Below are 22,301 nucleotides of genomic sequence, written 5' to 3' on the forward strand. Positions count from 1 at the left end.
TACGAGATCGTGCCCTAAATGGGGACGCATCGTGTTCGGCAAGCCGAGGCCCCGGTAACCCGGGCTCGCTCAGTCAGTCGAATTCAAAAAGGTATCGGCCGTGACGCGATTTCATAAAGCAATCTATTCGGTGGCTGTGGTCGCCGTGATCTGCGCCGCGGGCGCGGCGGCATTCTTCTTTTGGCCCCACGGTCTGAATGAGGTCTCTGCCAGCAGCAGGCAGCCAACCGGTACGACACTGGTGGAACGTGGCCGGTATCTGACGGTCGCCGCCGACTGTGCAGCTTGCCATACGGCGAAAGGCGGCAAGCCATTCGCGGGAGGGGTCGCATTTGCGCTTCCGTTCGGAGAAATATTTTCATCGAATATCACGCCTGATCCGGTCGAAGGGATCGGCGCTTGGAGCGACGCAGAATTTGTCCGTGCCGTGAAGGCGGGAGTTGGAAAACACGGCGAGGATCTCTATCCGGCGTTTCCTTATGCGTCCTATGCGCTTCTTTCCGACGACGACGTTCTAGCCATCCGAGCCTATCTCAGTACGCTTCAGCCCGTGGCGGCTGCATCCCGACCGAGTGAACTCGCCTTCCCCTTCAATCAGCGCTACTTGATGCGAGCCTGGAAAATTCTTTTCGTCCCGCACGACGCAATGAAGGCCGATCTCGCGCACGACCAGCAGTGGAACACGGGTGCTTATCTCGTCGAGGCGCTCGCCCATTGCGGCGAGTGTCATACCCCTCGTGGCCTCATGTTTCAGCGGGTGCAAAGCAAAGCTCTGTCCGGGGCCGAGGTCGACGGCTGGAAAGCTTGGAATATCACAAGCGACAACCAGACCGGCATCGGCTGGTGGACTGACGGCGAGATTGCGGACTATCTTGCCAGTGGCCATTCTGATGGCCATGGATCAGCATCTGGTTCTATGCGCGAGGCAGTCGATCTCAGCTTGAGCAAGCTTCCGAAAACCGACATCGAGGCCATCGTCGCATATTTGCGAACAGTGCCCGCCGTTTCCACCGGTCTCTCACTAAGCGTGGACAGAAATATTCGCACGAATTCCGGTCTCGATCAGATCTCCGCGACATCCGATGATCCCGGGCGCAAACTGTTTGCCGGCGCCTGTGCCGCCTGTCACGGGTGGGATGCCCTGGGCAAATCTAACCCGCGCGCGGCAATCGACGGCGCCCATAGTTTCGCCGATCCGAAGGGGGCCAATCTGCTGCGGGTAATCCTGCAGGGCTCATCGAACGAAGAGCGTCGAACAGGAGAAACGATGCCGGCATTCGCTCCCATCCTTTCAGATGTTGAGGTTGCTCAGCTTGCGAATTTCGTTCTGGCCCACTTCGGTGAGACCAAGGGCTCCGTTCGCCCGGCGGACGTTCGCGCAGCACGCGGCCCGGTGAAATAACGGATTACGGATCGATCGGACTTCCTGCCCCAGTGGTGATGGGCAGGCGGATTGCTTCTACGCACAGCACCATGTTTCCAGCGCTTGTTTGACAAACAGTGCAATCGATTGGGCATTGAGTGTTCACTGGCAGGCGAAGGTTGTTCGACTGATGCCATCTGTGCGTGAGCGAATCACAGGTCATGAAAGTCAGCGGGGTCACCCCCCGATGGTTTCCGCATGATGCAGTTCCCAGCTGCAAGGGCTGGCAGGAATTGGCGAAGGCAGCCCCTAGCGAAGGATGCAGGCCACGATGCGACGTGCCCCAGTCGAACGCGCGGAGGCATTATCGCTCGTTTTTGTCCTTACGTTAGAAATGGCCGTTGTCGCCCGCGTTTCAACGGTCGCAGGAGAGTGTCAGCGACCTTTTTGAAGACTGGTGGTCATTAAAAGAGGGTGGACGATCACGGTGCACGGGCATATCTGCCACAGACGCTTTCAACCCTGCGGGCGCAAGTCTGTCACCGGTCGGTAGAAGATCACACGCACCGACGGAACAAGCTGGTTGAGGTAATCGAAATCCCGAACATTGCCGGTCAGGACCGTCGCGCCCAGCAGACCGGCCTGGTGAAAGATCAGCGCATCGTTGAGGAAGCGGCGTTCATGCCCCTCCCCTTTCGGCAGACGGCTCAGCCGGAACAGCAGGCCGGCAAGCATGCCGGCGCGTCCCCAGGCGGTGGCGTCGGGTGCATGCAGCCGGTGCACTGGGATGTCTTCAATCGTGCCTGCAACCACTTTCAGGACCGACTTCGTCGTGGGGTGCGCTGGGTCGAGCCGGCCGAACAGGTGGCTGAGCTCGGCAAAGGGACCGGGCGGCCAATGCCGATCCGCTGGAAGATCTCGGCAGTTTTCTTGTCGAGGCCTTCGACGAGGTGCCCGAAGCCCGCGACGCCTTTTCGCGCATGACCGGCGGCTTCGACGAAAGAGCCTTCAACCGGGCGTGGCTCTACGGAATCGCCGATGATTTGCGTTGGGGCCTGATCGGGGCGCTGGTTGCGGCGAAGTCGTCGCGCGATACGCATGAATTCTACAAATTCGCCAGCTGGCGATTCCTGCGTTGCCGGATGGCCCTGCGCGACCCGCGCTTCGGCCAAGCGCTGCGGAGGATCTGATGTCCGTCAGAAAGCCCCTTGGCCAGGCAGCCAACGATCACGAACGCACGCTGGAACAGGTCATCGGCCGGGTGCCGCAATGGCAGGGCCGCGATATCCGCTATGGCGCACTCGTCGGTGGCCTGATGAACCAGAATTGGGTCGTCGAGGTCGCCGGAGACAGCCGAATCTATTTCGTTAAGGTCCCGGGCGCGGGATCGGAAATGTTCGTCGACCGCGTGGTCGCCAACCAGGCCGCACGCAACGCGCATGCCATTGGCGTAGGCCCTCGGGTCGTGTTCTTCGACCCTGTCGACGGCGTCGAGATCAGCGAATTCCTCCAGGGATATCGGGCCCGTACGAATGCGGACTTCTCCAACGCCGCGATCCAGAGCGCGGTTCTCGACATCTATCGCCGTGTTCACGCGAGCCCGGCGCTGTCGCTGACTAAAACCATCTTCGACATGATCGATGAGCACATCGACCATGGCCGCCAGCTCGGCTCGCATTTTCCGCCTGCCATGCCGTGGATCGAACATCGCTACGAGCAAGCCAGATCCGCATTCATGGCGTCCGGCCTGGATCTCGTTCCCTGCTTCAATGACCCGATGCCCGGCAAACTCCTGATCAGCCTCGGCGGCACCGCGGACCAGCTGCCGATGAAGCTGATCGACTACGAGTTCGCTTCCAACAATGAGCGCGCCTACGAACTCGGCGTCCTGTTTGCGGAAATGTTCTACGAAGAGAAACTCATCCTTGAGCTGATCGAGCAATATTATGGCTCGATCAGACCTGATATTGTCGCCCGCGTTATGCTCAACCGCGCATTGGCCGACGTCAAATGGGCGTCCTGGGCGGTGGTGAATCGCAAGCTCAAGACGTGGGATTTCGATTACAGAAATACGGTGTCTGGAAGTATATGCGCGCACGCGATGTCATGTACGACCCGCGTTGGGAGGCTTGGCTGCGCGCCATTTGAAGAGCCGCGAGAGCGGCAATCTCGTTGGGGCAGCGATCGGGTTTCTCCCGTCCGAGAATAACCGCAGGTGGCTACTCGCTATCCTACGAGAGCGGCCGCGTTTGGCGCATTGTGGAGAGTGGTACCCGCGAAGAGCCGAGCTCATTCTGCGGTCGCCTGCGAAGTTCGCATTCCAAACGATCTTCCGCGTGTAAAGTGACGGATTAGTTTATCCTCGTCCCTATCGCTATTAACGTGGACTGTAGATCATCACGCACGTGGCCGGGCATGCACAGCATCAAAAAGCGCCGAAGACGTGGACTCTGCGGATTGTCAAAAAGGTCCTCAGATCGTCCTGCCTCTACGACCCGGCCTCCCCGCGTGCTTGGACTTGCGGCATGCATGCTACTACTGGTGGGATTCATAGCCGGTCGAAGGGGCCTCGAATATCCTATGATACAGATCTTCGCCGTAGCTTGTCTGCAACGGCTCAGCCTCACTCAACTTGAAAGTTCGTGAGCCATCCGCCTGCCTTTCGGCACGCAGGAATTTCACGCCAGGCCGTTTCGTGTCGTGAAGATCATGTGCAAACTCGTACAGATGCGTGACGAAGAAGACCGTGATCCCTCCTCGGTCAGCGCATTTACGATTTGGGTTACGATCTGCGATCCCTCTCTTTCGTTCGTCGCGGCAAACGACTCGTTGAACAGGACCATTGAGCCGGATGCCATATGATCCACGATCTCGCTCATTCTTCGTCCAGCTTGCCGCTCTTCATCGTGGCATCCTCCCCGCGCTTGTAGTGTGTGAAGACGCCATCACAGACACTGCCGCAAAAGGCCGCCGGCACGAACATGCCGCATTGCATCATCAATTGCGCAAGGCCAACCCCGCGCAGAAACGTTGACTTGCCGCCCTGGTTGGCGCCGGTGATGACGACCATGTTCTTGTCGTCCGCATCCAGATCATTGCCGACGACCCGCTGCCCTTTGGTAAGAGCAAGGCAGATGTCATACAGACCGGCGAATGTGTGCCTGTGCACGTCGGACAGTCGAAGGCGATTGCGCCATTAGTTAGAGACAACTAATATGCTGACTTGTTCGCGGTCGAGAGGGCCGCCTGCATGTCGGATCGACCTGCCTTAGCGCGTGATACAGTCGTGCCCGCCACGATGCCGGTCCCCATTTGCCTTGGCCTCGCCCCTCAAGCGCTCTGGGTAGAAGCATTCCAAACCGATGAGGATATCCGCCAGTACTGGCGAGGCTATGCCCTTGGGGGCGCGGTGTGCGCCGTTTTGCTGATCATCGAGCTTCTGGCAATTCACCTGCTGCTCTGAGCCTTTGAGGATCTTGCTGAGATCAAAAAAGCCCGCCTGTGGGAAGGCGGCAGGGCCTGGAGTGCTGGGATCAACCAGGGTCAACGAGCGGCGGAGGGGTTGGTTGCGCTCGTCGTTCACTGGCATGTTACCCTCTCACACCTCAATGGCATGCTAAATGGGCTTTAAGGACGCGGTGCGGTCCGGACGGGAGATGGGGGCATCACCCGCACGCGCCAGGCTCAGGCGGCTACCGCGTCCGATCCATTTCTCCTGTCCCGCAGCGCCGGCCAATAGGGGACTGGAGCCCTGCCGGGAGGATGTTCGAAGCCTTATGACGAAGCTGTCAGAGGAATGTCAGATGTCAGAGAAGTCACAATGCAGCCTCGCGTTTTTCCGGACGGGAATCCTTGCTTTTAAGTTACCCCGAGACAGACATGAATCGATGCTCGCTAAGAGAACTGCGATTGCTCTGCTCTCCTGCCTGGCCATATCGGGCTGCGGTATGGCCAAAGCTGCGAGGGAAACCGGGCAGACGTTCGACGAGTATGGATGCCTTGCTCGTGACTTCAAAGGCCAGCCGCCTTGCGAACCTGACAATGCCGCAGCGCCCTGACGGGGGAGGCAGGGCACGGGCCACCAGGCCTTTTTCCGTGCGGCGCTCCGCCGCTCGTAGAGGAACCTTCCGAGGGGGGCGGATGGATTCACGAGGTCAAGTTCGACGGCTATCGATCGCAGATCGTCTTTGACGCCGGCAAGGTCCGCATCTTCACCATGAACGGTCACGGCTGCCCGCGCTCGGTGGATGACGACGAACGGCTACCAATATCTTCTTGCTGAGCCCGCCAGGCGCTGCTCTACGACCCGATCAGTCGCCTCAAATAGTAAACAGCATCCAGAGTTGTACCAACCCAATCAAGACGAGGAGACCTACCGTCAACGGGGCGAACAAATCTGTCGGGACCTCGGCGGCGTACCTCGCGTGGTGGGTTTCCAGTTTCGCCTCGATATAGTCTTGGTTGAGTGCCTTGATCTCCTGGAGAGTTGACCTTCCTGCGAGAGCGCCGAAACAGGATATCTTAAAAACTGACAAGGCTAGCGCCAGTTTTGCTGAAGCTGGTGCTGTGTGAGCGAAGCTGAATATCAGAAACAAGTTCGCGACCGAGACAGCGAATGTTATGCCCATTACCGACATATAGTTGCCAAGTCGAGTATTCGTCAATGCGACCTCGATCGTACTCCTATGGTTCTGCATCGCACAGCAGAAAATATAACGCGCGACTTATCTTTTCCGCAGCCTCACGCCAGCGCCGCCGCCATTCTCGGGGATGAACTCGACGCCGGCCGATGATGGCAACGAAAAAGCCCGTCACCGTGAGGCAGTGGCTTGATCGTTTCGTGTGCGGAATGATTTCAGGGAGTCAGTTCGCCTTCTACCGGATCGTCAGGGAGAAATGGGAACGAAACTGCGCACCCTCTCGGGATACATGCGGAATGAGCGCCCGCCATTGGCGTCTTCGGTCTTGAACACCAGGATCATATCCCCGTTCGCTGTGTCGACGGTCGGGATGATGTAGTCCAGGGTCACAGCGCTCTCCATGTAATGGCGAATATTGTCTTTTATAGTCCGATCCTCGCAATCCCCGGCGCGATGATCGTCGCCTCATCGCAGTCGCGGCCGGTGTGTTGTCAATCATCGCAGAGATAACCAGTGCCTTCCGCAGTGCGCTTCATTAGTGTTCCGCGCCCTAAAAATAATCCGAAAACCTGCGGGATGACGTCTTTGTTGGTGCGGGGCGTGGAGTCGACCGGGTCTTGAAGTACCCCTTGGCCTAGAGTTGGAATGTGATTTTCGGGTCGGCACCAGACAGGTTACGATGCGTCTTCAACGAATGAGGAGAAGACGATGAAAACATTCCTCACAATGGCCGCCGCGCTGACCCTGTCCGTATCCGCTGCCCATGCCGATTGCCCATATCACGAGAAGGTACAGGCATCGGTCGAAACGCAGAAAACAGCGAGCGTCGAGAAGGCCGATATGTCGAAGGCTGCGGACACTCAAACTATAAAGAAAGAAGTGCCGGCAAAGACCGAATAGCGGCGCGCTTGCCGGATCCCTCGCAGGCAGTGTGCGGTCTCGGCCCAGCGTACTGCAGATGGCCGGCCCGGCTGCTAGTGAAGCAGCGTTGCCTAAAGTCGCGCCGGCCATTTGCCGCTCTTTGAGGGATGACCAGCGTGCAACTTCTTGCGTCGCGATCCCCAAACAGTTCATTTATATCACAAATGATCTTCAAACAGATCAGACTCCTTGACATTAATGGAGGAAAAGATGCTTATGCGTATCAAACCAGTCTGGAATGAAACGCATAAGTATCACCATGCCATCGGAATCTGCGGCCCTGCTTGAAATAGGTCACCTGCTGAAGCAGGCGCGGCTTACCGCGTCGCTGACGCAGGAGCAGGTCGCCGACATGGCCGGCATATCGCGTCCCCGATATCGCGACATCGAAACGGGCGCAGCCGCGGCACGTGCGACCACCCTGATGAACATCACCCGCGCCCTAGGCCTGGAAATGATGCTGATCCCACAGTCCATGGTTCCTGCCGTCAAGTCCTTGCTGCGGCCGCATGACGACGATCTCCCCGCCTTTGTTTCCCAACCCGACGAGGATGATCGTCCCCCGAATGTTTAAAGCACCCAAGGCCATCCCCTCCCTTGACGTGCTGCTGAACGATCTGAAGGTCGGAACGATCGTCAGGACGCCAGGCGATTTCAATGCGTTCAATTTCGACGACGCCTATCGAGCGACCGGGGGCTTTCCCATCCTTAGCCTTTCTTTCCGCGCGGCGGCAGGAGGATTGCGGAAGGATCCAAAGCCTCTTGCCGGGGCCTTACCTGCATTCTTCGCCAACCTTCTTCCAGAAGACAAACTGCGCGAAGCGATGGAGAAACACCACGCAGGCAATGTGCGCGCAGGAAACGATTTTGATCTGCTGGCCGCGCTGGGTGCGGATCTTCCCGGCGCCGTGCGTGTCTTGCCGAGCGATGCCACGACGGCGGTTGCCGAGGATGCCTCAAAGGATAGGCCAAAAGCCCGGTTCTCGCTCGCGGGCGTACAGATGAAACTCTCTGTGATGAAGAACACCGGCAAGGGAGGTGGGTTGACCTTGCCTATGGGCGACGAGCAAGGCCAGTACATCGCCAAATTTCCATCGTCGGCGTTCCCCGGCGTCTCTGAAAATGAGTTTGCCAACCTAGCGCTGGCGGCGGCGATCGGCATGGACGTGCCCGAGCGCGAGCTTGTCGAGAAATCCGATTTCGAGGGAATTCCCGAGGAGTTCGACACGCTGTCGGACGGCAAGGTTCTCCTCGTCAAACGCTTCGATCGCGTCGCTGGTCGTGAGCGCGTCCATATCGAGGATTTCGCGCAGGTTTTCGGTGTCTATCCCTCGCGCAAATATGAGGGCGCCGCATATCATGACATTGCCTCAGCCATGAGCGCGGCCGTCTCGCCGACGGCCGCGCTCGAATTCGTGCGCCGTCTGGCGCTGACGGTCATCACCGGCAACGGCGACATGCACCTCAAAAACTGGTCGCTGATCTACCGGGGCACGGGCGACAAGCCAGAGCTTGCGCCAATTTATGACGTCCTGTCGACCGTGCCCTATAATCCCGCCGACTCGATGGCGCTCTCGCTCGGCGGCGAACGCTCCTTCAAGGCGCTCGCTGCCCCTCGATGGAAGGCGTTGGCCAACCGTGCAAGGCTGCCAGAGCCGGCCGTGCTGAGGACGGTGATCAAGGTCGTCGAGCGCGTCAACGATCATTGGTGGAGCCTTCCGGAACGGGCCGTTATTCCGGAGAAGGTGCTCGAGCGGATTGATGAGCATGTGAAAACGATGACCCCGATACTCGGCACCTGTGCCGCATAAGGAGGGGAATCGCGGCGATGGGATGGATTTCCTTTACTTGCGCAGATCGATTTCCGAAATGAAGGCCTCGCCGATATGTAGCCTGGCGCTGTAGCGGCCGATGTAGCTCGTCGTGCGCTCCTTGGCCGCCCGCATGTTACCGTCCACCTTCTGGATCGGCTCCTCGAGGATAGATTTTGCCGAGGAAATCCAGCCCAACGCCATATCGGCCACGCACCCGTTCGATGCCGCTGGGAGTTCGCATCGGATGCAGCACGCCGATACTGCTGTCTGGAAGACATGACGAGGAATGCGTTGATCAGCGAAGACACGATGCCAGCCGAAATCACCGATCTTTCCATTGGCTACCGGCGCCTGTGGCTTGGCAAGTTCGCCAATCCGGTGACGTGAATGGAGGCGCGCGCTCCGCAGCCCGATCTCGCGCAACCTCTGGCGTTGACCCGGATCACAATGCCCGACTGCGCTTCCCATCGGGCAATCTTCCTCGAGATCGGCGCGCCCTGGGCTGTGGGATCGCGTTTCCGCAATGTCCGATGCCGAGATCGCGGCACATTTTGCCGTTCCGCGCCAGCATCTCTATTACATCATGACGAGGCCGGCGCGTATCTCGGCATGGTCGAATTGTACAACAGCAGCGCCCTGTTCCCCTCCTTGATCGGCCGTGGCTTCGGCAAGCGGCTGATGGCCGGCGCGCTGGATCAGGCATGGCGCTTCAGCCCCGGCCGCATGTGGCTGCACCCCGTTGTCGTCCTCGGCTTCCTTGCCCTCCCCGGCTGTTTCTTTTCCCGCATCCCTCTTGCCGTACCCGGCGGCGGCCGGCTCATCCTCTTCGACCGCTTCTTCGTGTGCGCTGTCGTCGAGGTTTGGCGTGTCGGCGGCGGGCGGCGACGTTTCCTGCAGATCGATCGCGCGACGCGCTCGATCACCTGGCTCAATCTGGCAATGATCCCTTCTCCTGCTCCGTTTCCTTGAGCGACCAGATCTTCGTCAGGATGTTTGTCTGGTAGGCCGGGATGTTCTGCGCCAGTTCGCTAACCTGCGATGCGGCAATGAAAGAGAACAGAGCGAGTGCCGCGAAAGCACCGAGCACACTGACGATGACAGCGGGAAGGCGGGGAATGCCGACGCGCTTCAAAGCCGACACCACGGGCGCAAGCGCGAAGGTCAAAAGCAGCGCAATGGCGATCCGCAGGAACACTTCGCGCCCGAAATACAGCGCCGCAACCGCTGTCCCGATGATAGCGACGCTGGGCAATGAGGTGCGCGGACGGGTGTTGGCTGCGGAAGAATGCCCGCCAGGCCGAGCTCTAATGGGTAAATGCCGTTTCGACGATTTGCCGCCATTGATACCTAGCGTCGCCAGCCCACCATGATCATTTAGCTGGCGTGCAACGTCAGCAGCTATACGCGCTTGCAGGTTCCGACCGAACGGTCCGACTGGCACGTTGTCGTGACGCGCCGGTTCGATTCAATTCGGGACACGAAGCCGGCAAGTGTGTAACAAGGGCCGAACGGGAGGCGAAGGCGCCTTCAGATCGGCTTTGAGCTTGTTCCACCCCATTGAGAATATCGAGGACGCGCAGACGCTGGCGCAGGCCATCGTCAACACGATTGCCGCACCGTTCCTGGTCCTCGACGAAAAGTTTCATGTGCTGGCGGCCAGCCGCTCCTTCTATCAGACCTTCAAGGTCGACCCCGACGAGACACACGGCGCCCTGCTTTATGCGCTAGGCGACGGCCAGTGGGACATTCCGGCACTGCGCCTGCTCCTGGAGACGATCATCCCTGAGAAGACTGCCATGGACGTTAGGCCAGGATAGCCCCTAATGGTCCCGCAGGGAGGTAGACCATGACAAAAGTGCGTGACGTTTCGTTTGGGGCCCTTGCCGCATTTTCCGCAATGTTGGGGTTAGCCGGCAACGTGGATGCCGAGGATGCACTTCCGACAATCGTCACCCTCGGCGACAGTTACATCAACAGCGGTGGAGTAGCTCCCACTGAGAGCTTTGCGACCAAGCTAAAGTCTGGGCTGAACGCTGCCGGGCACCCAGTGACAATTGCCGAGGTGGGGTACACGGGGACCAGCAAACGGGGTCTCGCTTGGCTGGCGGAATCCAAGGAGGGCCTTGACCTGCAGGCGAACCCTGCAAACCACGTTGTCATCGTTGAACTGGGTCAGAACGATTGCGCTCGTATCGACCTGGATCACACGCGCGCGAACCTCGACCAGATTCTGACTATCCTCGACCACAAGCGCGTTCCAGTGCTTGTGGTTGGAACCGCGGCCTATGGCTATTGCTCGTCTATGCTGTCTGCTGGGCAGGGGGCTGACTATGCCGAGCCCTTTTCAAAGATGTTCTCCGAGCTGGCGACCAAGCATGGAGACTTGCTCTACGCCGACTTCAAGGAGGGCGTGACTGGGCATCGGGAGTTGCTGCAAGCGGACAACGACCACCCAAATGCAGCGGGCGATGCGATCATCGTTAGAAACATGCTCCCTATGGTTGAGGCGCTGCTCGCGCAGGTGCAACAGCGTTGAACACCCGTCTGAAGAACCCCTTTGCACGTACATTAGCTTAAGCACATATTAATGCAGCAGGCGAAGTACCCGTACCGGTTTAGGCTCAGCGCCAGCCCCTCCACCCTCGACGCCGGGCCGCTAGGGCCAATATGGCAGACTCGGTGGCCTTAGCTGTCTTGCCGCCGCTTCCTGTCGCGAAAGTTGAGAAGATCAACCAGATCGTCGGCCTCATCGATGGGCATGTCGATCAATGGAACACCCACCTCGACAACAGGCATGCCGGTGAACATGTCGATGATGTCCCACGTGCCTTCAGGCGTTTTTACCATATTGTATCGCTGCGTCATCGGGGGGCAGAGTGTTTAGCGCTGTGATTGTGTGTCGTCCCGCTTGGCATCGGGTCCTGTGCGGTCAAGTTCATCAACCAATGTAGCAACGTTGGGCGGCAGATCAGGTTCGAACCGCCAGTTGAGGAGCTTGCGCAGGTGCCGGCGGAGGACTTCCGTGCCCATCCAACGCCGCACGATTTCGGCAATAGCCTTCTGCCTTGAGCGATCAAGTTCTGTCATGTTCGGGGCTTTCGGAACATGTGCCTACACGCCGAACCCAACCGGGACGGAATGGTTCCTGGCAGAAAGTTGGCCCGCCAAAGGGCCTGCGCGATGGATGGACGAAGTTTCGGCGGGCCAAAGGCATGTCTCTTGGCAGCACCGGAAACGTTCCGACCTATTGGCGTCGACAGTTCGTAGCGCTCGCCACGCCAAAAAGGCCAGTGCAAGCGGCGCGAGCACGACACGGTCGCTCGTCTCGGCGGCGACGAGTTCGCCATTGTGCAGACCGATATTCATCGCCAGTCAGTGCCGCGGTCCTGGCAGGTCGTCTGGTGGCGGCAATGCAGGAGCCGTTCGAGGTCTGCGGGTGCACGGTGTCCATCGGCACCAGCATTGGGATATCGGTTGCGCCCGATGATGGTCTTTCGTTGGACGAACTCTTGCGGAAAGCCGACCTCGCCCTTTACGCAGCAAGCATGGTGGACGCGGTGCGTTCAACTCTTATGCAGGCGAGGCAGGTTAGCCTTTGGAGGCGAGCCACTTAGCCCCAGCCGTCTTGCGCCGTCCGGCTGTGTCCTTGTCGGCGCTGGTCACCTTTGTCGATGGTAGCGGTGCGGCACTCGAGGCCGGCCTGAAAGGCAAGTTGGACGGCGCCTCCGAGGAATTTGTGATCGGTTACGACCGCCAGGCATACGGCGTGACCGTGACCTGTATCGGTATAGACGCCGGCCGAGGGCGTCATCTGCGGCGGCACCCGGCCACAAGCGGACTGGAGCCGCTAGTCGCCCAAACGCCCCGCGGTCAGCGCACGCGCATAGATCTTCCGGTCCATAAGTGGCAGCTCGCCGGTCGCTTCCGTCGCAGCAATGTAGTTGAGCATCAACTGCTGAGCTTCCTTGGACTGATCCCTCACCAGAAACTCAGCATGCTCGAGCTGCAGGCCCTCTTCCAGCGGGAGCGAGCTGCCAAAGTAGATGGATCGCTTGATCGCCCCAAGAGATTGCTTGGGTCGGCGGCTCAGATATTCTGCGCGTTCTATGGCTCGTGCAAGCACCTCGTCCTGAGGAACGACCTCGTCGACTGCGCCAAGCGCGAGGGCTTCTGCTGGCGTGAACGGCTTGCCTTCGAGAATGGCGGCTAACGATCGCTGGGCGCCAATTAAGCGAGGTAGTCGCTGGGAGCCGCCACCGCCTGGTGTAAGCGCGAGTAGGACTTCGGAAAGGCCGATGACAAAGTCACCGTCCGCCATGATACGCAAATCACACGCCCAGGCGAACTCCGCGCCAACGGCAAGCGCTGAGCCATTGAGTGCCGCGACAAAGATAGTGCCGCTTGCATTCATCTTCAGGAAAGTCGCGTGAAAGCTATCGAGCTGCAAAAGCGTCTTGAGTCGCGTCATTCCCGCAAGCGTTCTAACGATCGGGATTCTATTGATGAGTCTCGCCATGCGAGTGACAATTCCGGCGATGCGCGTGTTGATCGGCGGGAACCCGATACCACCCTGTTGGAGCCACGTAACATCAGAGTGGCTCAAGAATCGATCGGGGTGCGTGCCAGTGAAGACGACTGCATGAATGTTCGGGTCACGGTCTGCGCGATCAACGAGCTCTTTTAGTTGCTTGGTAAGCGCAGCATCGAACAAGGCATGCGGTCCTCCATCGATACGAGCGACGAGTACCTTGCCGTGCTCTTCAACATCGATATGACCATGGGTCCCTGTCGCGGTTTTTCTGGAATCTGAGGCCATCGCTGTCTCCAAACGCTGGAACTCTTACCAGCGACGTGTTATTGCATGGCAATCACTTATATACCTTACGATAATAATGCAATGGTGGAAACGCAGGAGCAGACATGCGCTACGAAAAGGGCCGGAAGGAGGCATCCAAGCGCCGCATCGTGGAGATTGCAGCGCAGAAGTTCCGCTCCGACGGCATTGCCGCCACCGGACTAGCCGGCATCATGACCGAGGCCGGCCTGACCAACGGGGCTTTCTATCCGCACTTCAAATCGAAGGCGGCGCTGGTCGGCGAGAGTGTGTCGGCGGCGCTGGAAGAACAGTCACAACAGATTGCGGAACTGCTGGTCGCCGGCGGGCCTGACATGGTGATCGACACCTATCTGTCGGCTGCGCATCGGGACAACCCCGGCATTGGATGCGCATCTTCGGCATTGCTGTCCGAGCTCGGCCGTGAGCCAGCCGAGACGCGTCACCTCTACACCGAGCATGTACGGCCCCTGGTGCATCAACTGGCCGATCAACTCGATCCACAGGTTGCCGACCGGGAAAGCGTCGCGATGGCTGTCTTCGCAACCCTTATCGGTTCGCTGCAACTGGCCCGGACGGTTGACGACGCAGAACTGTCCGACCGCATCCTGACGGCGGGGGCAGAGGCAGCACGTACCCTTGTTCGACCACGATAATAGAGGGCATCGCCTTGAAAGTACGCTAAACAACGCTTAGGGAGAACAAACGGTGATTCTTGTCGGGCAGAACCTGCCTTGAAAGAGGCACCCGAACTCGCTCGCTTCTTACAGTCGGTCGGCGGCCACCGGAACGAGCAAGTAGCGCCATGAGCGGATATAGGCCGTCTTGCGTTCCAAAAAAGGGAACTGCTATCTGACCTTGATGACCACCTTGCCCTTGGCGCGTCCTGTCTCGACATAGGCCAGAGCCTCATTGGTCGCTTCGAACGGAAAGATGCGATCGACAACCGGGCGGATTGCTCCGGATTCGATGAGCGACGTGATCTTGCCCAGTTGATCACCCTGCGCCCACATGAAAAGGAATGAAAACCCCACGCCCCGGCGTTTGGCTTTGGTCCGGATACCGCGGCTCAACAAGCGTAGTATCAGCCTCAGCACGGGGTTCAGTTCCTTTTCCCGGGCAAAGTCGGGATCCGGCGGACCGGAGATGGAGATCAACTTCCCACCCGGTTTCAGCACATTCAAGGATTTTTCAAGCGTTTTGGCGTCCTGGCTGTTCAAGACCACGTCGTAGCCCGACAGGACTTTCTCGAAGTCATCTTTCCTGTAGTCGACGACGACATCGGCGCCGAGCCCCTTGACCAGGTCTGCGCTGGCTGCGCTCGCAGTGGTCGCAACCGTCACGCCGAGGTGCTTTGCCAGTTGGATGGCGAATGTCCCCACGCCGCCGGAGCCAGCCTGAATGAAGACCTTCTGGCCTTTCTTCAGGTTTGCCCTTTCGATGAGCGCCTGCCAGGCGGTCAGACCGACCAGCGGGATCGAGGCCGCCTCTTCCATGCTGAGGTTTTTGGGCTTCAAGGCCACGTCGGCTTCATCCATGGCGATGAAGTCGGCGAATGTCCCGATCCGGCCATCGCGCGGCCGCGCATAGACATCGTCGCCGGGTCTGAACTTGCGGACTTTCGATCCCACGCGGACAACCGTCCCAGCCACGTCATGGCCCAGGATGAAGGGCCGGCGATAGGGCAGGATAAGCTTGAACTCTCCGGTTTTGACCTTGGAATCGAGGAGGTTCACCGCCGCGGCGTGGACCTCGACCAGGATATCGCTATCCCCGAGTTCCGGTTCCGGCATCTCGGCCAATCGCAGAGTGTCCTTCTTGCTATATTTGTCGACGACGAATGCCTTCATGGCAGTGACTTTCTGAAAATGTTTGTTGATGCTCCGGGAGGGAACCGCCCGGACGAGAGGCGTCAGGCATCAAGGAAGGCCAGGGCTTTCAAGACGAAATCGGCGTGGTACTGGAAAACCCCGCCATGTCCGGCATCGGGATAGATCACCAGTTGCGCTCTAGGGATACGCCGGGCGAGATCGTGGGTGTTGCCGCTTGGCACCATCCTGTCGTGATCGCCATTCGCAACCAAGGCAGGAATGCGGATGGCGCTCAGGTCTTGCGGCGCCTGCAGTCCATAAGCCTTGATCGCCTTGAGCTGGGCGCCGAACGCGCTCAGCGATACCGGCTTGTCGCGATCGGCCTGGCGCTCCGTCAACCGCTGCAGGAAAGCTTTGGCGGCGCGGCGCCCATTCGCCGTCCTTGTGAAGAAGAGATAGTATTTCGGATCCCGAAGAGTAAGCGCCCCCTTGATCATGTCGATGATCGTCAACGGCGTCACCTTGTCGATGCCTTCGCCACCGGCCGGCCCGGTGCCGGCCAGGATTAGCTTGCGCACAAGCGTGGGCTCGGTCAGCACAATCTCCTGCGCCACGAAGCCGCCGAGCGAAAAGCCGAAGAGATCGACTTGCTCGAATCCCAACGCCCTGATGAAGGCGACCGCATCCCGTGCCATCCCGGCTATGCTTGACGGCGTTTTGCCGCCCGAAGCACCGATGCCCCTGTTGTCGAAGGCAATCACTCGACGGTTCGCGGCGAGGCCATCGACGATGCGTGGATCGAAGTTGTCCAGTTGAGCGCCGAGATGGTTGAGCAGGATCACCGGTACGCCGGTCTTGGGGCCTAGCTCCCGGTAGACGAACGCCGTGCCGCCGACATGCACCGAGCGCGTTGGCGTATCCTGGAACGATACCGGTGAGCGGGGCGACTGACTGAATCCATGCGTCATGCTTGGCACCTCCATCTGGTGGGGCCCGGGCAATTGCGTTGTCGTTGCTAGTCGCATGTGCGTGAAACCTTCTGCTCGCTGTTGTTCAAACCGGCAGGCGGAACTGCTTGCGCAGGCTCTTGTCGAATATTCCCGCGGGGGCGAAGCGGCGCAGCAGGCTGACCTGCCGCGCTGCCTTGCCGGCGGTGTAGTGCCGTCGCGGATTGGCCTCGGTCGCCGCCTTGACGACCACCTGCGCCACCACTTCCGGTCGATCGGCTACAGGCATCACATCGCGAAGCAGCGCTTCGAGCCCGGCTCGAGCCCGATCGTATTCTTTCAACAGAGAATCCGGCTCGATCCCGTTCTGGTCGAAGACGGTGCGGACGAATGCCGGCTCGATGACCGAGACGCGGATATTGAAGGCACGAACCTCGTGATCGAGCGATTCCGAATAGCCCTCGAGCGCGTGCTTGACCGCCGAATAATGCGCTGAATACGGCGCCGGCACGAGTCCCAATACCGAGCCGATATTGACGATGCGCCCTTCGCCGCGCCGCCGCATCGACGGCAACACCGCATTGGTCATGCGAATGACACCGAACAGATTGACGTCGAACAGGGCCTGCACCTGTGCCACGGAGGATTCCTCGGCGCCTCCAAGCAGACCGACGCCGGCATTGTTGACCAGCAGGTCGATCCGGCCGGTCTGCGCGAGCACCGTCGAGACAAGTGCGGCGACGGCCTCACCGTCGGTCACGTCACAAATCAGCATCGTCACCCCGTCCGGGCCGTTGGCCTTGCGGCGGCTCGTTCCGAAGACAGTGAACCCTGCCCGCACTAGCGCCTCGGCACTGGCGCGGCCAATGCCCGAGGAAGCTCCGGTAACGATCGCGGTTTTTCCCGAATTCATAGTCACTTCGTGCTCCAAGCTCATGGGGGCTAGCTTTTCTGTGCCCGTTGAATTACAGTCATACTATCAGATTATGAACATAATGCAATAGCAATGAGGAATAGCAGCCATGCGCTACGAAAAGGGCCGGAAAGACGCGTCACGCAGCCGGATCATGGAGGTCGCCGCCGACCGCTTTCGCGGCGACGGCATAGCCGCGTCCGGACTTGCGACCATCATGAGCGACGCCGGGCTGACGAATGGCGCGTTTTATCCCCACTTCCAATCCAAGGCGGAGCTTGTCCGCGAAAGCGTGGCGGCAGCCATGGAGCTTCAGGCGCAGCAGATGGCGGAAGCATTGGCCTCGGGTGGCCCGGAGATGGCCATAGAGGCGTATCTCTCGGCCGAGCATCGGGACAATCCGGGAAAGGGCTGCGCGTCAGCCGCGCTGCTGCCGGAGTTGGCGCGTCAGCCACCTGAAACGCGCGACGCCTATACCGACCATTTGCTGGCTTTGGTGCGCCAATTGGCTGAGGCACTTCCGCGGGCCAAGGACCCGGAAGGCCTGGCGCTTGCTGTCTTTGCGACGGTCATCGGTGCGCTTCAAATGGCTCGCGCTGTGAAAGGGACCGAATTGTCCGATCGGATCCTCGCGGCAGGGAAAGACGCGGCGCGGACGCATTTGTGAGGTCCGTGTCGCCCGCTATGGGTGCCAGCCCTTGGTGGCGACGCTAAGCGCGCTCTCGGCTTCATGCAGAGGGCCCCGGCTGGCTGGCAAACTGTCTACCAAGCCCCGCATCAACCCAAGCACGCGTCTGTTCCAGCACTTCATCCGAAAACGTTGGATCATCGATCGCCCGGGCAAGGATCACTGCCCCCACCATCGCCGCAAAGCTTCCGATCGCCGCGCGGCGTCCGTCTGCCGCATCCAGTTCCGGGAGCGCCTTGCCCATACGGTCGATCTGCGACCGAAGGCCTTCCGTCATGGCCGACCGAGCAGCCGGGGCCTGATGGCGGATGGCTGCGGCAAGGCTCGCCGTCGGGCAACCGCCGGCGCAGTTGTCGCGATGCCGGGGAGAAAGATAGGAACCTACATAAGCGCGAAGATCGCCCCCTACGCCTGAGTCCGCGGCGAGGACATGGGCAAGGGTCTGCGCGATCAGGTCGTCCTTCGAGTTGAAGTGACCGTAGAAGCCGCCATGGGTGAGCCCGGCGGCGTTCATCACTTCCGCCACGCTGACCGCGTCGAACCCCTTGTCGCGAAACAGCCGGCTGGCGATATCCAAAATCCGGCGGCGGTTCTCCGCCATCTGCTCTCGACTCACCTTCATTTCAAAATTCTCCGATAGGCCTGTTGACTTTTACATGATGGCCATCATATTTAGCCGCAATCATGATGATCGTCATGAATGTAGGTTCCATCAGAGAAAAGAGCAATGCCATGACCGTCATTCCGTCAGTCCTCATCACCGGCGCATCCACCGGCATCGGAGCTTCCTATGCCGAGCGCTTCGCGCGCCGCGGACACGACCTCGTGCTGGTTGCCCGTGACGTGGCACGAATGGAGGCTCTGTCGGCGCGCCTGGTTGAGGAGACCGGCGTGGCGATCGACATCATCCAGGCTGATCTTACCCAACCTGCCGAGCTTGCAGCGGTGGAGACGCGGCTGCGCGACGACGCCCGCATCGGAATCCTCGTCAACAACGCCGGAACGGCCATCGGCGGAAGCTTCGTCGAACAGAGCACCGATGACGTGGCGCGGCTCGTTGCGCTCAACACGACCGCGCTTCTGCGGCTTGCCAGCGCCATCGCTCCGCGACTTGCGAAGACGGGTGCAGGGGCGATCATCAACATCGGTTCCGTGGTCGGGCTGGCGCCCGAGTTCGGCATGACGGTTTACGGCGCGACCAAGGCCTTCGTGCTGTTTCTGTCACAGGGGCTCAGCCTCGAGCTCGGGTCGAAGGGCGTCTACGTCCAGGCCGTGTTGCCCGCCACGACGCGAACCGAGATCTGGGGCCACGTCGGCGCCGACGTCAACGCGCTCTCCAACGTGATGGAGGTGGACGATCTGGTTGATGCGGCGCTGGTCGGCTTCGACCGTCGCGAACCGGTGACCATCCCGCCGCTTCCCGATGCCGGGCAGTGGGACGCGCTTCAGGCCGCGCGCCAGGCCATGCTTCCGAACTATCGGAACGAACATCCCGCCGAGCGGTACCGCAAGGTCGCCTGAGCACCAACGAATCCATTTGATAACGACCTCGTCGCGGCGGGGACAAACAAGGTGACCCATGACCAACAAAGCACTTTTTGAGCCTTATTCTCTCGGCTCGCTGACCCTCTCCAATCGTATCGTCATGGCGCCCCTGACGCGCAATCGCGCTGGCCCGGGCTTCGTTCCAGGCGATCTCGCCGCGCAGTATTACGGCCAGCGCGCGTCGGCCGGCCTGCTGATTTCCGAGGCGACACAAATCTCGCGGCAGGGACAAGGTTACCAGGACACGCCCGGCATCTACTCCCAGGCTCAGATCGACGGCTGGCGCAAGGTCACGACAGCCGTGCACGCCAAGGGCGGACGTATCTTCCTGCAGCTCTGGCATGTTGGTCGCGTCTCGCACGTCGATCTGCAGGAGAACGGCGCCGCGCCCGTGGCGCCCTCGGCAATCCGGGCCGCGACCAAGACGTTCGTGAACAACGGCTTTGTCGAGGTTTCGGAGCCCCGCGCGCTGGCGCTCGACAAGCTTGCGGGGATCGTCAACGATTTCCGGCAAGCAGCCGCGAACGCCATTGAGGCGGGCTTCGATGGCGTCGAGATTCATGGCGCCAACGGCTATCTGCTGGACCAGTTCGCCAAGGACGGTGCCAATGTCCGCACGGATGCTTATGGCGGATCGGTCGAGAACCGCGCCCGGCTGATGCTGGAGGTTGCGACTGCGGTGGTCGAGGAGATCGGCCCAGAGCGCACCGGCATCCGGATTTCGCCCGTCTCGCCCGCCAACGGCGTCTCGAGCAGCGCCCCCCAGGCGCAGTTCGACTATATCGTCGATCAACTCGACGCTTTGGGCATCGTCTATATCCATGTCGTCGAGGGCGCCACTGGCGGATCGCGTGAAGTCGCGCCGTTCGACTTCGGATCGCTCCGCCGGCGCTTCAACAATACCTATGTCGCCAATAACGGCTATGACCTCGAACTCGCGGCGTCGCGGCTCGCCGAGGGTAAGGCGGACCTCTTCGCCTTCGGGCGCCCGTTCATCGCCAATCCCGACCTTGTGGAACGGCTGAAGACGCGCACGCCGCTGACGGAGTTCAACTCGGCGACGCTCTATGGCGGCGGCTCCGCTGGCTATACCGACTATCCCGCGATCGCCGCCTCAAGCCGCCCATGAGCTATCGGAGGGCGGCGCCTGCGAGGAGCCATCCCACGTGACAGCAGCGCCTCAGGGCTCTCGAACTGGTGTCCAAACCCAGTGAGTGCAAGGCCGTCGTCCTTTCTGTCGATGCTCGTTCGTCCGCATGCGGGGTACAGGGTCGTCTTCGAGGTCGATGCAAGATCGCCGCAGGATGAGTTTCGCAGGTGAGATCTTCCTGTGTTCGTTGCGCAATCTGCTGCCGAGGCAGTTGCTTCCCGCTTCGCGGAATGGTCTCAGCCACGTCCCGGCAGGGACAGCTCGATGCGTCCCCTGTAAGAACGCTGTTGGTGGAATGGTCTGACGGAATCGTCGCTAGCGAGCGACTGAAGTATCAGGCCGCGGCTCGCGTTCCTCCGTGTGGATCAAATAGCTCGCCCGTCCGAAGCATAATTGCGGGAGCGGTGGCCACCTGAGACGTGGCGGCGATGTTCGAACCTCTAGCCGGCTGGCTTTCCCCCGATAGGATGAAGAACGGGCTCTCGATTGACACCAGGCCCAGGCATCGAACGGAGGACAGCCATAAGCAGTATATCGCTCTCGACGTATCCACGAAAGAGACGGCAATTTCGATCCGTCAGGACGGCAGAGGATCTGGCGGGGCAAGTGCGCGTCCGACCCGCAACTGATTGCGGCGGCAATCCGCAAGCACCCCAGGTCCGGCGGGTGGTATTCGAGACGGGGCCGCTGTCGGTGTGGTTCTACCACCGTTGACGGCAGAGGGACTGCCCGTGAATCTGCATGGACGCGCGGCATGCCAAGGCCGCGCTCGATTTGGCCGCGAACAAGACGGACGCGAATGATGCGGATGGCCTGGCACATCTGCCGAGGTCGGTTTCTACCGAGAAGTTCGGGTCAAGGGTTTTGACAGCATGCTGATCCGCACGCTGATCACCGCACGGCGCCAGCTTCTCAGATGCGGTTGCAGATATCCAACCAGATTCGCGGGCTGATGAAGACGTTCGGCCTCGTCGTGCCCAAGGGCGCCGGCAGTGTGTTCGAGCGCAACGTCCGCGACCTTCTTCAAGGTGAGGACAAGCTGGCGCGGATCGTGGTTCCGATGCTTCGGGCCTGGAGTGATATCCGGCACCAGACAGCAGAGCTGAGCAAACAGTTGGCAGCGATGGCGCAAATGACCAGCACTGCCGACTGCTCATGTCAGTGCCCGGTGTAGGCACTGTCACAGCCACCGCCTTTGCCGCAGCCGTGGAGAATCCCGCGAACTTCAGGAACTCTCGCACAGTGGGCGCGTGGGTGGGCCTGACGCCGAGGCGCTATCAGTCCGGCGAGATCGATCATGACGGTCATATCTCGCGCCGTGGCGATAGTCAGCTCCGCGGACTTCTGTACGAGGCGGCGGCGGTCATCCTGAACCGATCAACGGACACCAGCACTCTGCGAACCTGGGCGTTGGAACTGAAAGAACGGCTTGGCTTCAAGCGAGCGGCCGTGGCCCTAGCGCGCAAGCTGGCGGTGATCATGCATGCGATGCGGGATGGGTCATGGTCAGGCTCCTTGTTGAAGAAGCCCGTCATGCTCTGCCGCCGCCGAAAAACGTATGGTAAAAATGGCGCACCCGACAGGATTCGAACTAGTACCTGTGCACAGAGGATTCGACGGGTTGGATGGGTTGTAGCCGGGGCAGGCTATCGGGTTTGACGAGCAGTTCGATGCT

General features: G+C 60.2%; 26 protein-coding genes and 3 pseudogenes. 15 read left to right on the forward strand and 14 right to left on the reverse strand.

Annotated elements, in window-relative coordinates; translation table 11 throughout:
• The first annotated feature begins 100 nt into the window (after positions 1-100).
• Positions 101-1,402, forward strand: coding sequence for a cytochrome c (locus NKH19_RS22405; RefSeq protein WP_352869808.1), 1,302 nt, complete (start codon positions 101-103; stop codon positions 1,400-1,402).
• A gap of 477 nt (positions 1,403-1,879) precedes the next feature.
• Here NKH19_RS22405 and NKH19_RS22410 read toward each other — a convergent pair.
• A pseudogene (locus tag NKH19_RS22410) lies at positions 1,880-2,242 on the reverse strand (type II toxin-antitoxin system VapC family toxin); the annotation flags it as partial.
• 101 nt (positions 2,243-2,343) lie between these two features.
• Here NKH19_RS22410 and NKH19_RS22415 point away from each other — a divergent pair.
• Both NKH19_RS22415 and NKH19_RS22420 read left to right on the forward strand, forming a co-directional pair.
• A complete protein-coding gene (locus tag NKH19_RS22415; protein ID WP_352869806.1) occupies positions 2,344-2,553 on the forward strand; it encodes a hypothetical protein in 210 nt (69 codons plus the stop codon).
• Positions 2,553-3,572 (forward strand): choline/ethanolamine kinase family protein, encoded by a 1,020-nt coding sequence (locus NKH19_RS22420; protein WP_352972415.1) that lies wholly within the window; start codon positions 2,553-2,555, stop codon positions 3,570-3,572. Before NKH19_RS22415 ends, NKH19_RS22420 begins: the two co-directional genes overlap by 1 nt.
• A 469-nt stretch (positions 3,573-4,041) precedes the next feature.
• Here the strand turns inward: NKH19_RS22420 and NKH19_RS22425 are convergent, their stop codons facing one another.
• The 4 genes from NKH19_RS22425 to NKH19_RS22440 form a co-directional block, all read right to left on the reverse strand.
• Positions 4,042-4,242 (reverse strand): P-loop NTPase family protein, encoded by a 201-nt coding sequence (locus NKH19_RS22425; protein WP_352869802.1) that lies wholly within the window; start codon positions 4,240-4,242, stop codon positions 4,042-4,044.
• Positions 4,239-4,433 (reverse strand): MutS-related protein, encoded by a 195-nt coding sequence (locus NKH19_RS22430; protein ID WP_352869800.1) that lies wholly within the window; start codon positions 4,431-4,433, stop codon positions 4,239-4,241. Before NKH19_RS22430 ends, NKH19_RS22425 begins: the two co-directional genes overlap by 4 nt.
• Positions 4,434-4,631: 198 nt before the next feature.
• Complete coding sequence (locus tag NKH19_RS22435; RefSeq protein WP_352869798.1) at positions 4,632-4,946, reverse strand: hypothetical protein; 315 nt, start codon at positions 4,944-4,946, stop codon at positions 4,632-4,634.
• A gap of 1,303 nt (positions 4,947-6,249) precedes the next feature.
• The gene (locus NKH19_RS22440; RefSeq protein WP_352982807.1) at positions 6,250-6,393 is read right to left on the reverse strand and encodes a hypothetical protein; all 144 of its coding nucleotides are present in this window, start codon (positions 6,391-6,393) and stop codon (positions 6,250-6,252) included.
• A 318-nt stretch (positions 6,394-6,711) separates the two neighbouring features.
• Here NKH19_RS22440 and NKH19_RS22445 point away from each other — a divergent pair, with 318 nt between their 5' ends.
• From NKH19_RS22445 to NKH19_RS22455, 3 genes are all read left to right on the forward strand, one after another.
• On the forward strand, positions 6,712-6,903 hold the full coding sequence (locus tag NKH19_RS22445; RefSeq protein WP_352869795.1) for a hypothetical protein: 192 nt from the start codon (positions 6,712-6,714) through the stop codon (positions 6,901-6,903).
• A gap of 259 nt (positions 6,904-7,162) precedes the next feature.
• Positions 7,163-7,498, forward strand: coding sequence for a helix-turn-helix domain-containing protein (locus NKH19_RS22450; protein ID WP_502911005.1), 336 nt, complete (start codon positions 7,163-7,165; stop codon positions 7,496-7,498).
• Entirely contained in the window at positions 7,476-8,735 is a 1,260-nt protein-coding gene (locus NKH19_RS22455) for a type II toxin-antitoxin system HipA family toxin (RefSeq protein WP_352972422.1), read from the forward strand. The genes NKH19_RS22450 and NKH19_RS22455 overlap by 23 nt, the downstream gene beginning before the upstream one ends.
• Before the next feature lie 33 nt (positions 8,736-8,768).
• Here NKH19_RS22455 and NKH19_RS22460 read toward each other — a convergent pair whose 3' ends face one another.
• Positions 8,769-8,948 carry a hypothetical protein gene (locus tag NKH19_RS22460; RefSeq protein ID WP_352869791.1) on the reverse strand — a complete coding sequence of 60 codons (180 nt, stop codon included), beginning with the start codon at positions 8,946-8,948 and terminating at the stop codon, positions 8,769-8,771.
• A 177-nt stretch (positions 8,949-9,125) separates the two neighbouring features.
• Here NKH19_RS22460 and NKH19_RS22465 point away from each other — a divergent pair, with 177 nt between their 5' ends.
• A complete protein-coding gene (locus NKH19_RS22465) occupies positions 9,126-9,707 on the forward strand; it encodes a hypothetical protein (protein WP_352869789.1) in 582 nt (193 codons plus the stop codon).
• Here NKH19_RS22465 and NKH19_RS22470 read toward each other — a convergent pair.
• The gene (locus tag NKH19_RS22470) at positions 9,667-10,179 is read right to left on the reverse strand and encodes an AI-2E family transporter (RefSeq protein WP_352869787.1); all 513 of its coding nucleotides are present in this window, start codon (positions 10,177-10,179) and stop codon (positions 9,667-9,669) included. The two genes, NKH19_RS22465 and NKH19_RS22470, sit on opposite strands and share 41 nt — an antisense overlap.
• A 103-nt stretch (positions 10,180-10,282) precedes the next feature.
• On the opposite strand from NKH19_RS22470, the pseudogene NKH19_RS22475 reads away from it, so the two are divergent.
• A pseudogene (locus NKH19_RS22475) lies at positions 10,283-10,540 on the forward strand (histidine kinase); the annotation flags it as partial.
• A gap of 44 nt (positions 10,541-10,584) precedes the next feature.
• Positions 10,585-11,274, forward strand: coding sequence for a GDSL-type esterase/lipase family protein (locus tag NKH19_RS22480; protein WP_352982809.1), 690 nt, complete (start codon positions 10,585-10,587; stop codon positions 11,272-11,274).
• 149 nt (positions 11,275-11,423) lie between these two features.
• Here NKH19_RS22480 and NKH19_RS22485 read toward each other — a convergent pair whose 3' ends face one another.
• Positions 11,424-11,585 carry a hypothetical protein gene (locus tag NKH19_RS22485; RefSeq protein ID WP_352869784.1) on the reverse strand — a complete coding sequence of 54 codons (162 nt, stop codon included), beginning with the start codon at positions 11,583-11,585 and terminating at the stop codon, positions 11,424-11,426.
• A gap of 33 nt (positions 11,586-11,618) precedes the next feature.
• A complete protein-coding gene (locus NKH19_RS22490) occupies positions 11,619-11,825 on the reverse strand; it encodes a hypothetical protein (RefSeq protein WP_352869783.1) in 207 nt (68 codons plus the stop codon).
• A gap of 125 nt (positions 11,826-11,950) precedes the next feature.
• Between NKH19_RS22490 and NKH19_RS22495 the strand changes: the two genes are divergently transcribed.
• Positions 11,951-12,352: a diguanylate cyclase domain-containing protein gene (locus NKH19_RS22495; RefSeq protein WP_352869782.1), complete on the forward strand. Its 402-nt coding sequence runs from the start codon at positions 11,951-11,953 to the stop codon at positions 12,350-12,352.
• A 233-nt stretch (positions 12,353-12,585) separates the two neighbouring features.
• On the opposite strand, the gene NKH19_RS22500 is transcribed toward NKH19_RS22495, so the two are convergent.
• Positions 12,586-13,554, reverse strand: a complete 969-nt coding sequence (locus NKH19_RS22500) for an enoyl-CoA hydratase/isomerase family protein (protein WP_352869780.1) — start codon at positions 13,552-13,554, stop codon at positions 12,586-12,588.
• A 104-nt stretch (positions 13,555-13,658) separates the two neighbouring features.
• Between NKH19_RS22500 and NKH19_RS22505 the strand changes: the two genes are divergently transcribed.
• Complete coding sequence (locus NKH19_RS22505; RefSeq protein WP_352869778.1) at positions 13,659-14,228, forward strand: TetR/AcrR family transcriptional regulator; 570 nt, start codon at positions 13,659-13,661, stop codon at positions 14,226-14,228.
• A gap of 192 nt (positions 14,229-14,420) precedes the next feature.
• Here the strand turns inward: NKH19_RS22505 and NKH19_RS22510 are convergent, their stop codons facing one another.
• The 3 genes from NKH19_RS22510 to NKH19_RS22520 form a co-directional block, all read right to left on the reverse strand.
• The gene (locus NKH19_RS22510; protein WP_352869777.1) at positions 14,421-15,422 is read right to left on the reverse strand and encodes an NADP-dependent oxidoreductase; all 1,002 of its coding nucleotides are present in this window, start codon (positions 15,420-15,422) and stop codon (positions 14,421-14,423) included.
• Positions 15,423-15,484: 62 nt separating this feature from the next.
• A complete protein-coding gene (locus NKH19_RS22515; protein WP_352869775.1) occupies positions 15,485-16,351 on the reverse strand; it encodes an alpha/beta fold hydrolase in 867 nt (288 codons plus the stop codon).
• An 85-nt stretch (positions 16,352-16,436) separates the two neighbouring features.
• Complete coding sequence (locus tag NKH19_RS22520; RefSeq protein WP_352869773.1) at positions 16,437-17,249, reverse strand: oxidoreductase; 813 nt, start codon at positions 17,247-17,249, stop codon at positions 16,437-16,439.
• 103 nt (positions 17,250-17,352) lie between these two features.
• On the opposite strand from NKH19_RS22520, the gene NKH19_RS22525 reads away from it, so the two are divergent.
• Positions 17,353-17,910: a TetR/AcrR family transcriptional regulator gene (locus NKH19_RS22525; RefSeq protein ID WP_352869771.1), complete on the forward strand. Its 558-nt coding sequence runs from the start codon at positions 17,353-17,355 to the stop codon at positions 17,908-17,910.
• Between the two features lie 61 nt (positions 17,911-17,971).
• Here NKH19_RS22525 and NKH19_RS22530 read toward each other — a convergent pair whose 3' ends face one another.
• Positions 17,972-18,553 carry a TetR/AcrR family transcriptional regulator gene (locus NKH19_RS22530; protein ID WP_352869769.1) on the reverse strand — a complete coding sequence of 194 codons (582 nt, stop codon included), beginning with the start codon at positions 18,551-18,553 and terminating at the stop codon, positions 17,972-17,974.
• Between the two features lie 110 nt (positions 18,554-18,663).
• Here NKH19_RS22530 and NKH19_RS22535 point away from each other — a divergent pair, with 110 nt between their 5' ends.
• From NKH19_RS22535 to NKH19_RS22545, 3 genes and pseudogenes are all read left to right on the forward strand, one after another.
• Positions 18,664-19,452: an SDR family NAD(P)-dependent oxidoreductase gene (locus NKH19_RS22535; protein WP_352869768.1), complete on the forward strand. Its 789-nt coding sequence runs from the start codon at positions 18,664-18,666 to the stop codon at positions 19,450-19,452.
• A gap of 58 nt (positions 19,453-19,510) precedes the next feature.
• Positions 19,511-20,605, forward strand: a complete 1,095-nt coding sequence (locus NKH19_RS22540) for an alkene reductase (RefSeq protein WP_352982812.1) — start codon at positions 19,511-19,513, stop codon at positions 20,603-20,605.
• A gap of 488 nt (positions 20,606-21,093) precedes the next feature.
• Positions 21,094-22,117: pseudogene (locus NKH19_RS22545) on the forward strand (IS110 family RNA-guided transposase); the annotation flags it as partial.
• Between the last annotated feature and the right edge of the window lie 184 nt (positions 22,118-22,301).

This window comes from Mesorhizobium sp. M1338 (assembly GCF_040318045.1).
GTDB lineage: Bacteria > Pseudomonadota > Alphaproteobacteria > Rhizobiales > Rhizobiaceae > Mesorhizobium.

Excerpts from the sequence above, each read along its gene's own strand:
- NKH19_RS22415 (WP_352869806.1), top strand. The coding sequence starts at position 2,344 with ATGACCGGCGGCTTCGACGAAAGAGCCTTCAACCGGGCGTGGCTCTAC.
- NKH19_RS22420 (WP_352972415.1), top strand. The coding sequence starts at position 2,553 with ATGTCCGTCAGAAAGCCCCTTGGCCAGGCAGCCAACGATCACGAACGC.
- NKH19_RS22425 (WP_352869802.1), bottom strand. The coding sequence starts at position 4,242 with ATGAGCGAGATCGTGGATCATATGGCATCCGGCTCAATGGTCCTGTTC.
- NKH19_RS22430 (WP_352869800.1), bottom strand. The coding sequence starts at position 4,433 with ATGGTCGTCATCACCGGCGCCAACCAGGGCGGCAAGTCAACGTTTCTG.
- NKH19_RS22445 (WP_352869795.1), top strand. The coding sequence starts at position 6,712 with ATGAAAACATTCCTCACAATGGCCGCCGCGCTGACCCTGTCCGTATCC.
- NKH19_RS22450 (WP_502911005.1), top strand. The coding sequence starts at position 7,163 with ATGAAACGCATAAGTATCACCATGCCATCGGAATCTGCGGCCCTGCTT.
- NKH19_RS22455 (WP_352972422.1), top strand. The coding sequence starts at position 7,476 with ATGATCGTCCCCCGAATGTTTAAAGCACCCAAGGCCATCCCCTCCCTT.
- NKH19_RS22465 (WP_352869789.1), top strand. The coding sequence starts at position 9,126 with ATGGAGGCGCGCGCTCCGCAGCCCGATCTCGCGCAACCTCTGGCGTTG.
- NKH19_RS22480 (WP_352982809.1), top strand. The coding sequence starts at position 10,585 with ATGACAAAAGTGCGTGACGTTTCGTTTGGGGCCCTTGCCGCATTTTCC.
- NKH19_RS22485 (WP_352869784.1), bottom strand. The coding sequence starts at position 11,585 with ATGGTAAAAACGCCTGAAGGCACGTGGGACATCATCGACATGTTCACC.
- NKH19_RS22490 (WP_352869783.1), bottom strand. The coding sequence starts at position 11,825 with ATGACAGAACTTGATCGCTCAAGGCAGAAGGCTATTGCCGAAATCGTG.
- NKH19_RS22495 (WP_352869782.1), top strand. The coding sequence starts at position 11,951 with ATGTCTCTTGGCAGCACCGGAAACGTTCCGACCTATTGGCGTCGACAG.
- NKH19_RS22500 (WP_352869780.1), bottom strand. The coding sequence starts at position 13,554 with ATGGCCTCAGATTCCAGAAAAACCGCGACAGGGACCCATGGTCATATC.
- NKH19_RS22505 (WP_352869778.1), top strand. The coding sequence starts at position 13,659 with ATGCGCTACGAAAAGGGCCGGAAGGAGGCATCCAAGCGCCGCATCGTG.
- NKH19_RS22510 (WP_352869777.1), bottom strand. The coding sequence starts at position 15,422 with ATGAAGGCATTCGTCGTCGACAAATATAGCAAGAAGGACACTCTGCGA.
- NKH19_RS22515 (WP_352869775.1), bottom strand. The coding sequence starts at position 16,351 with ATGACGCATGGATTCAGTCAGTCGCCCCGCTCACCGGTATCGTTCCAG.
- NKH19_RS22525 (WP_352869771.1), top strand. The coding sequence starts at position 17,353 with ATGCGCTACGAAAAGGGCCGGAAAGACGCGTCACGCAGCCGGATCATG.
- NKH19_RS22530 (WP_352869769.1), bottom strand. The coding sequence starts at position 18,553 with ATGAAGGTGAGTCGAGAGCAGATGGCGGAGAACCGCCGCCGGATTTTG.
- NKH19_RS22535 (WP_352869768.1), top strand. The coding sequence starts at position 18,664 with ATGACCGTCATTCCGTCAGTCCTCATCACCGGCGCATCCACCGGCATC.
- NKH19_RS22540 (WP_352982812.1), top strand. The coding sequence starts at position 19,511 with ATGACCAACAAAGCACTTTTTGAGCCTTATTCTCTCGGCTCGCTGACC.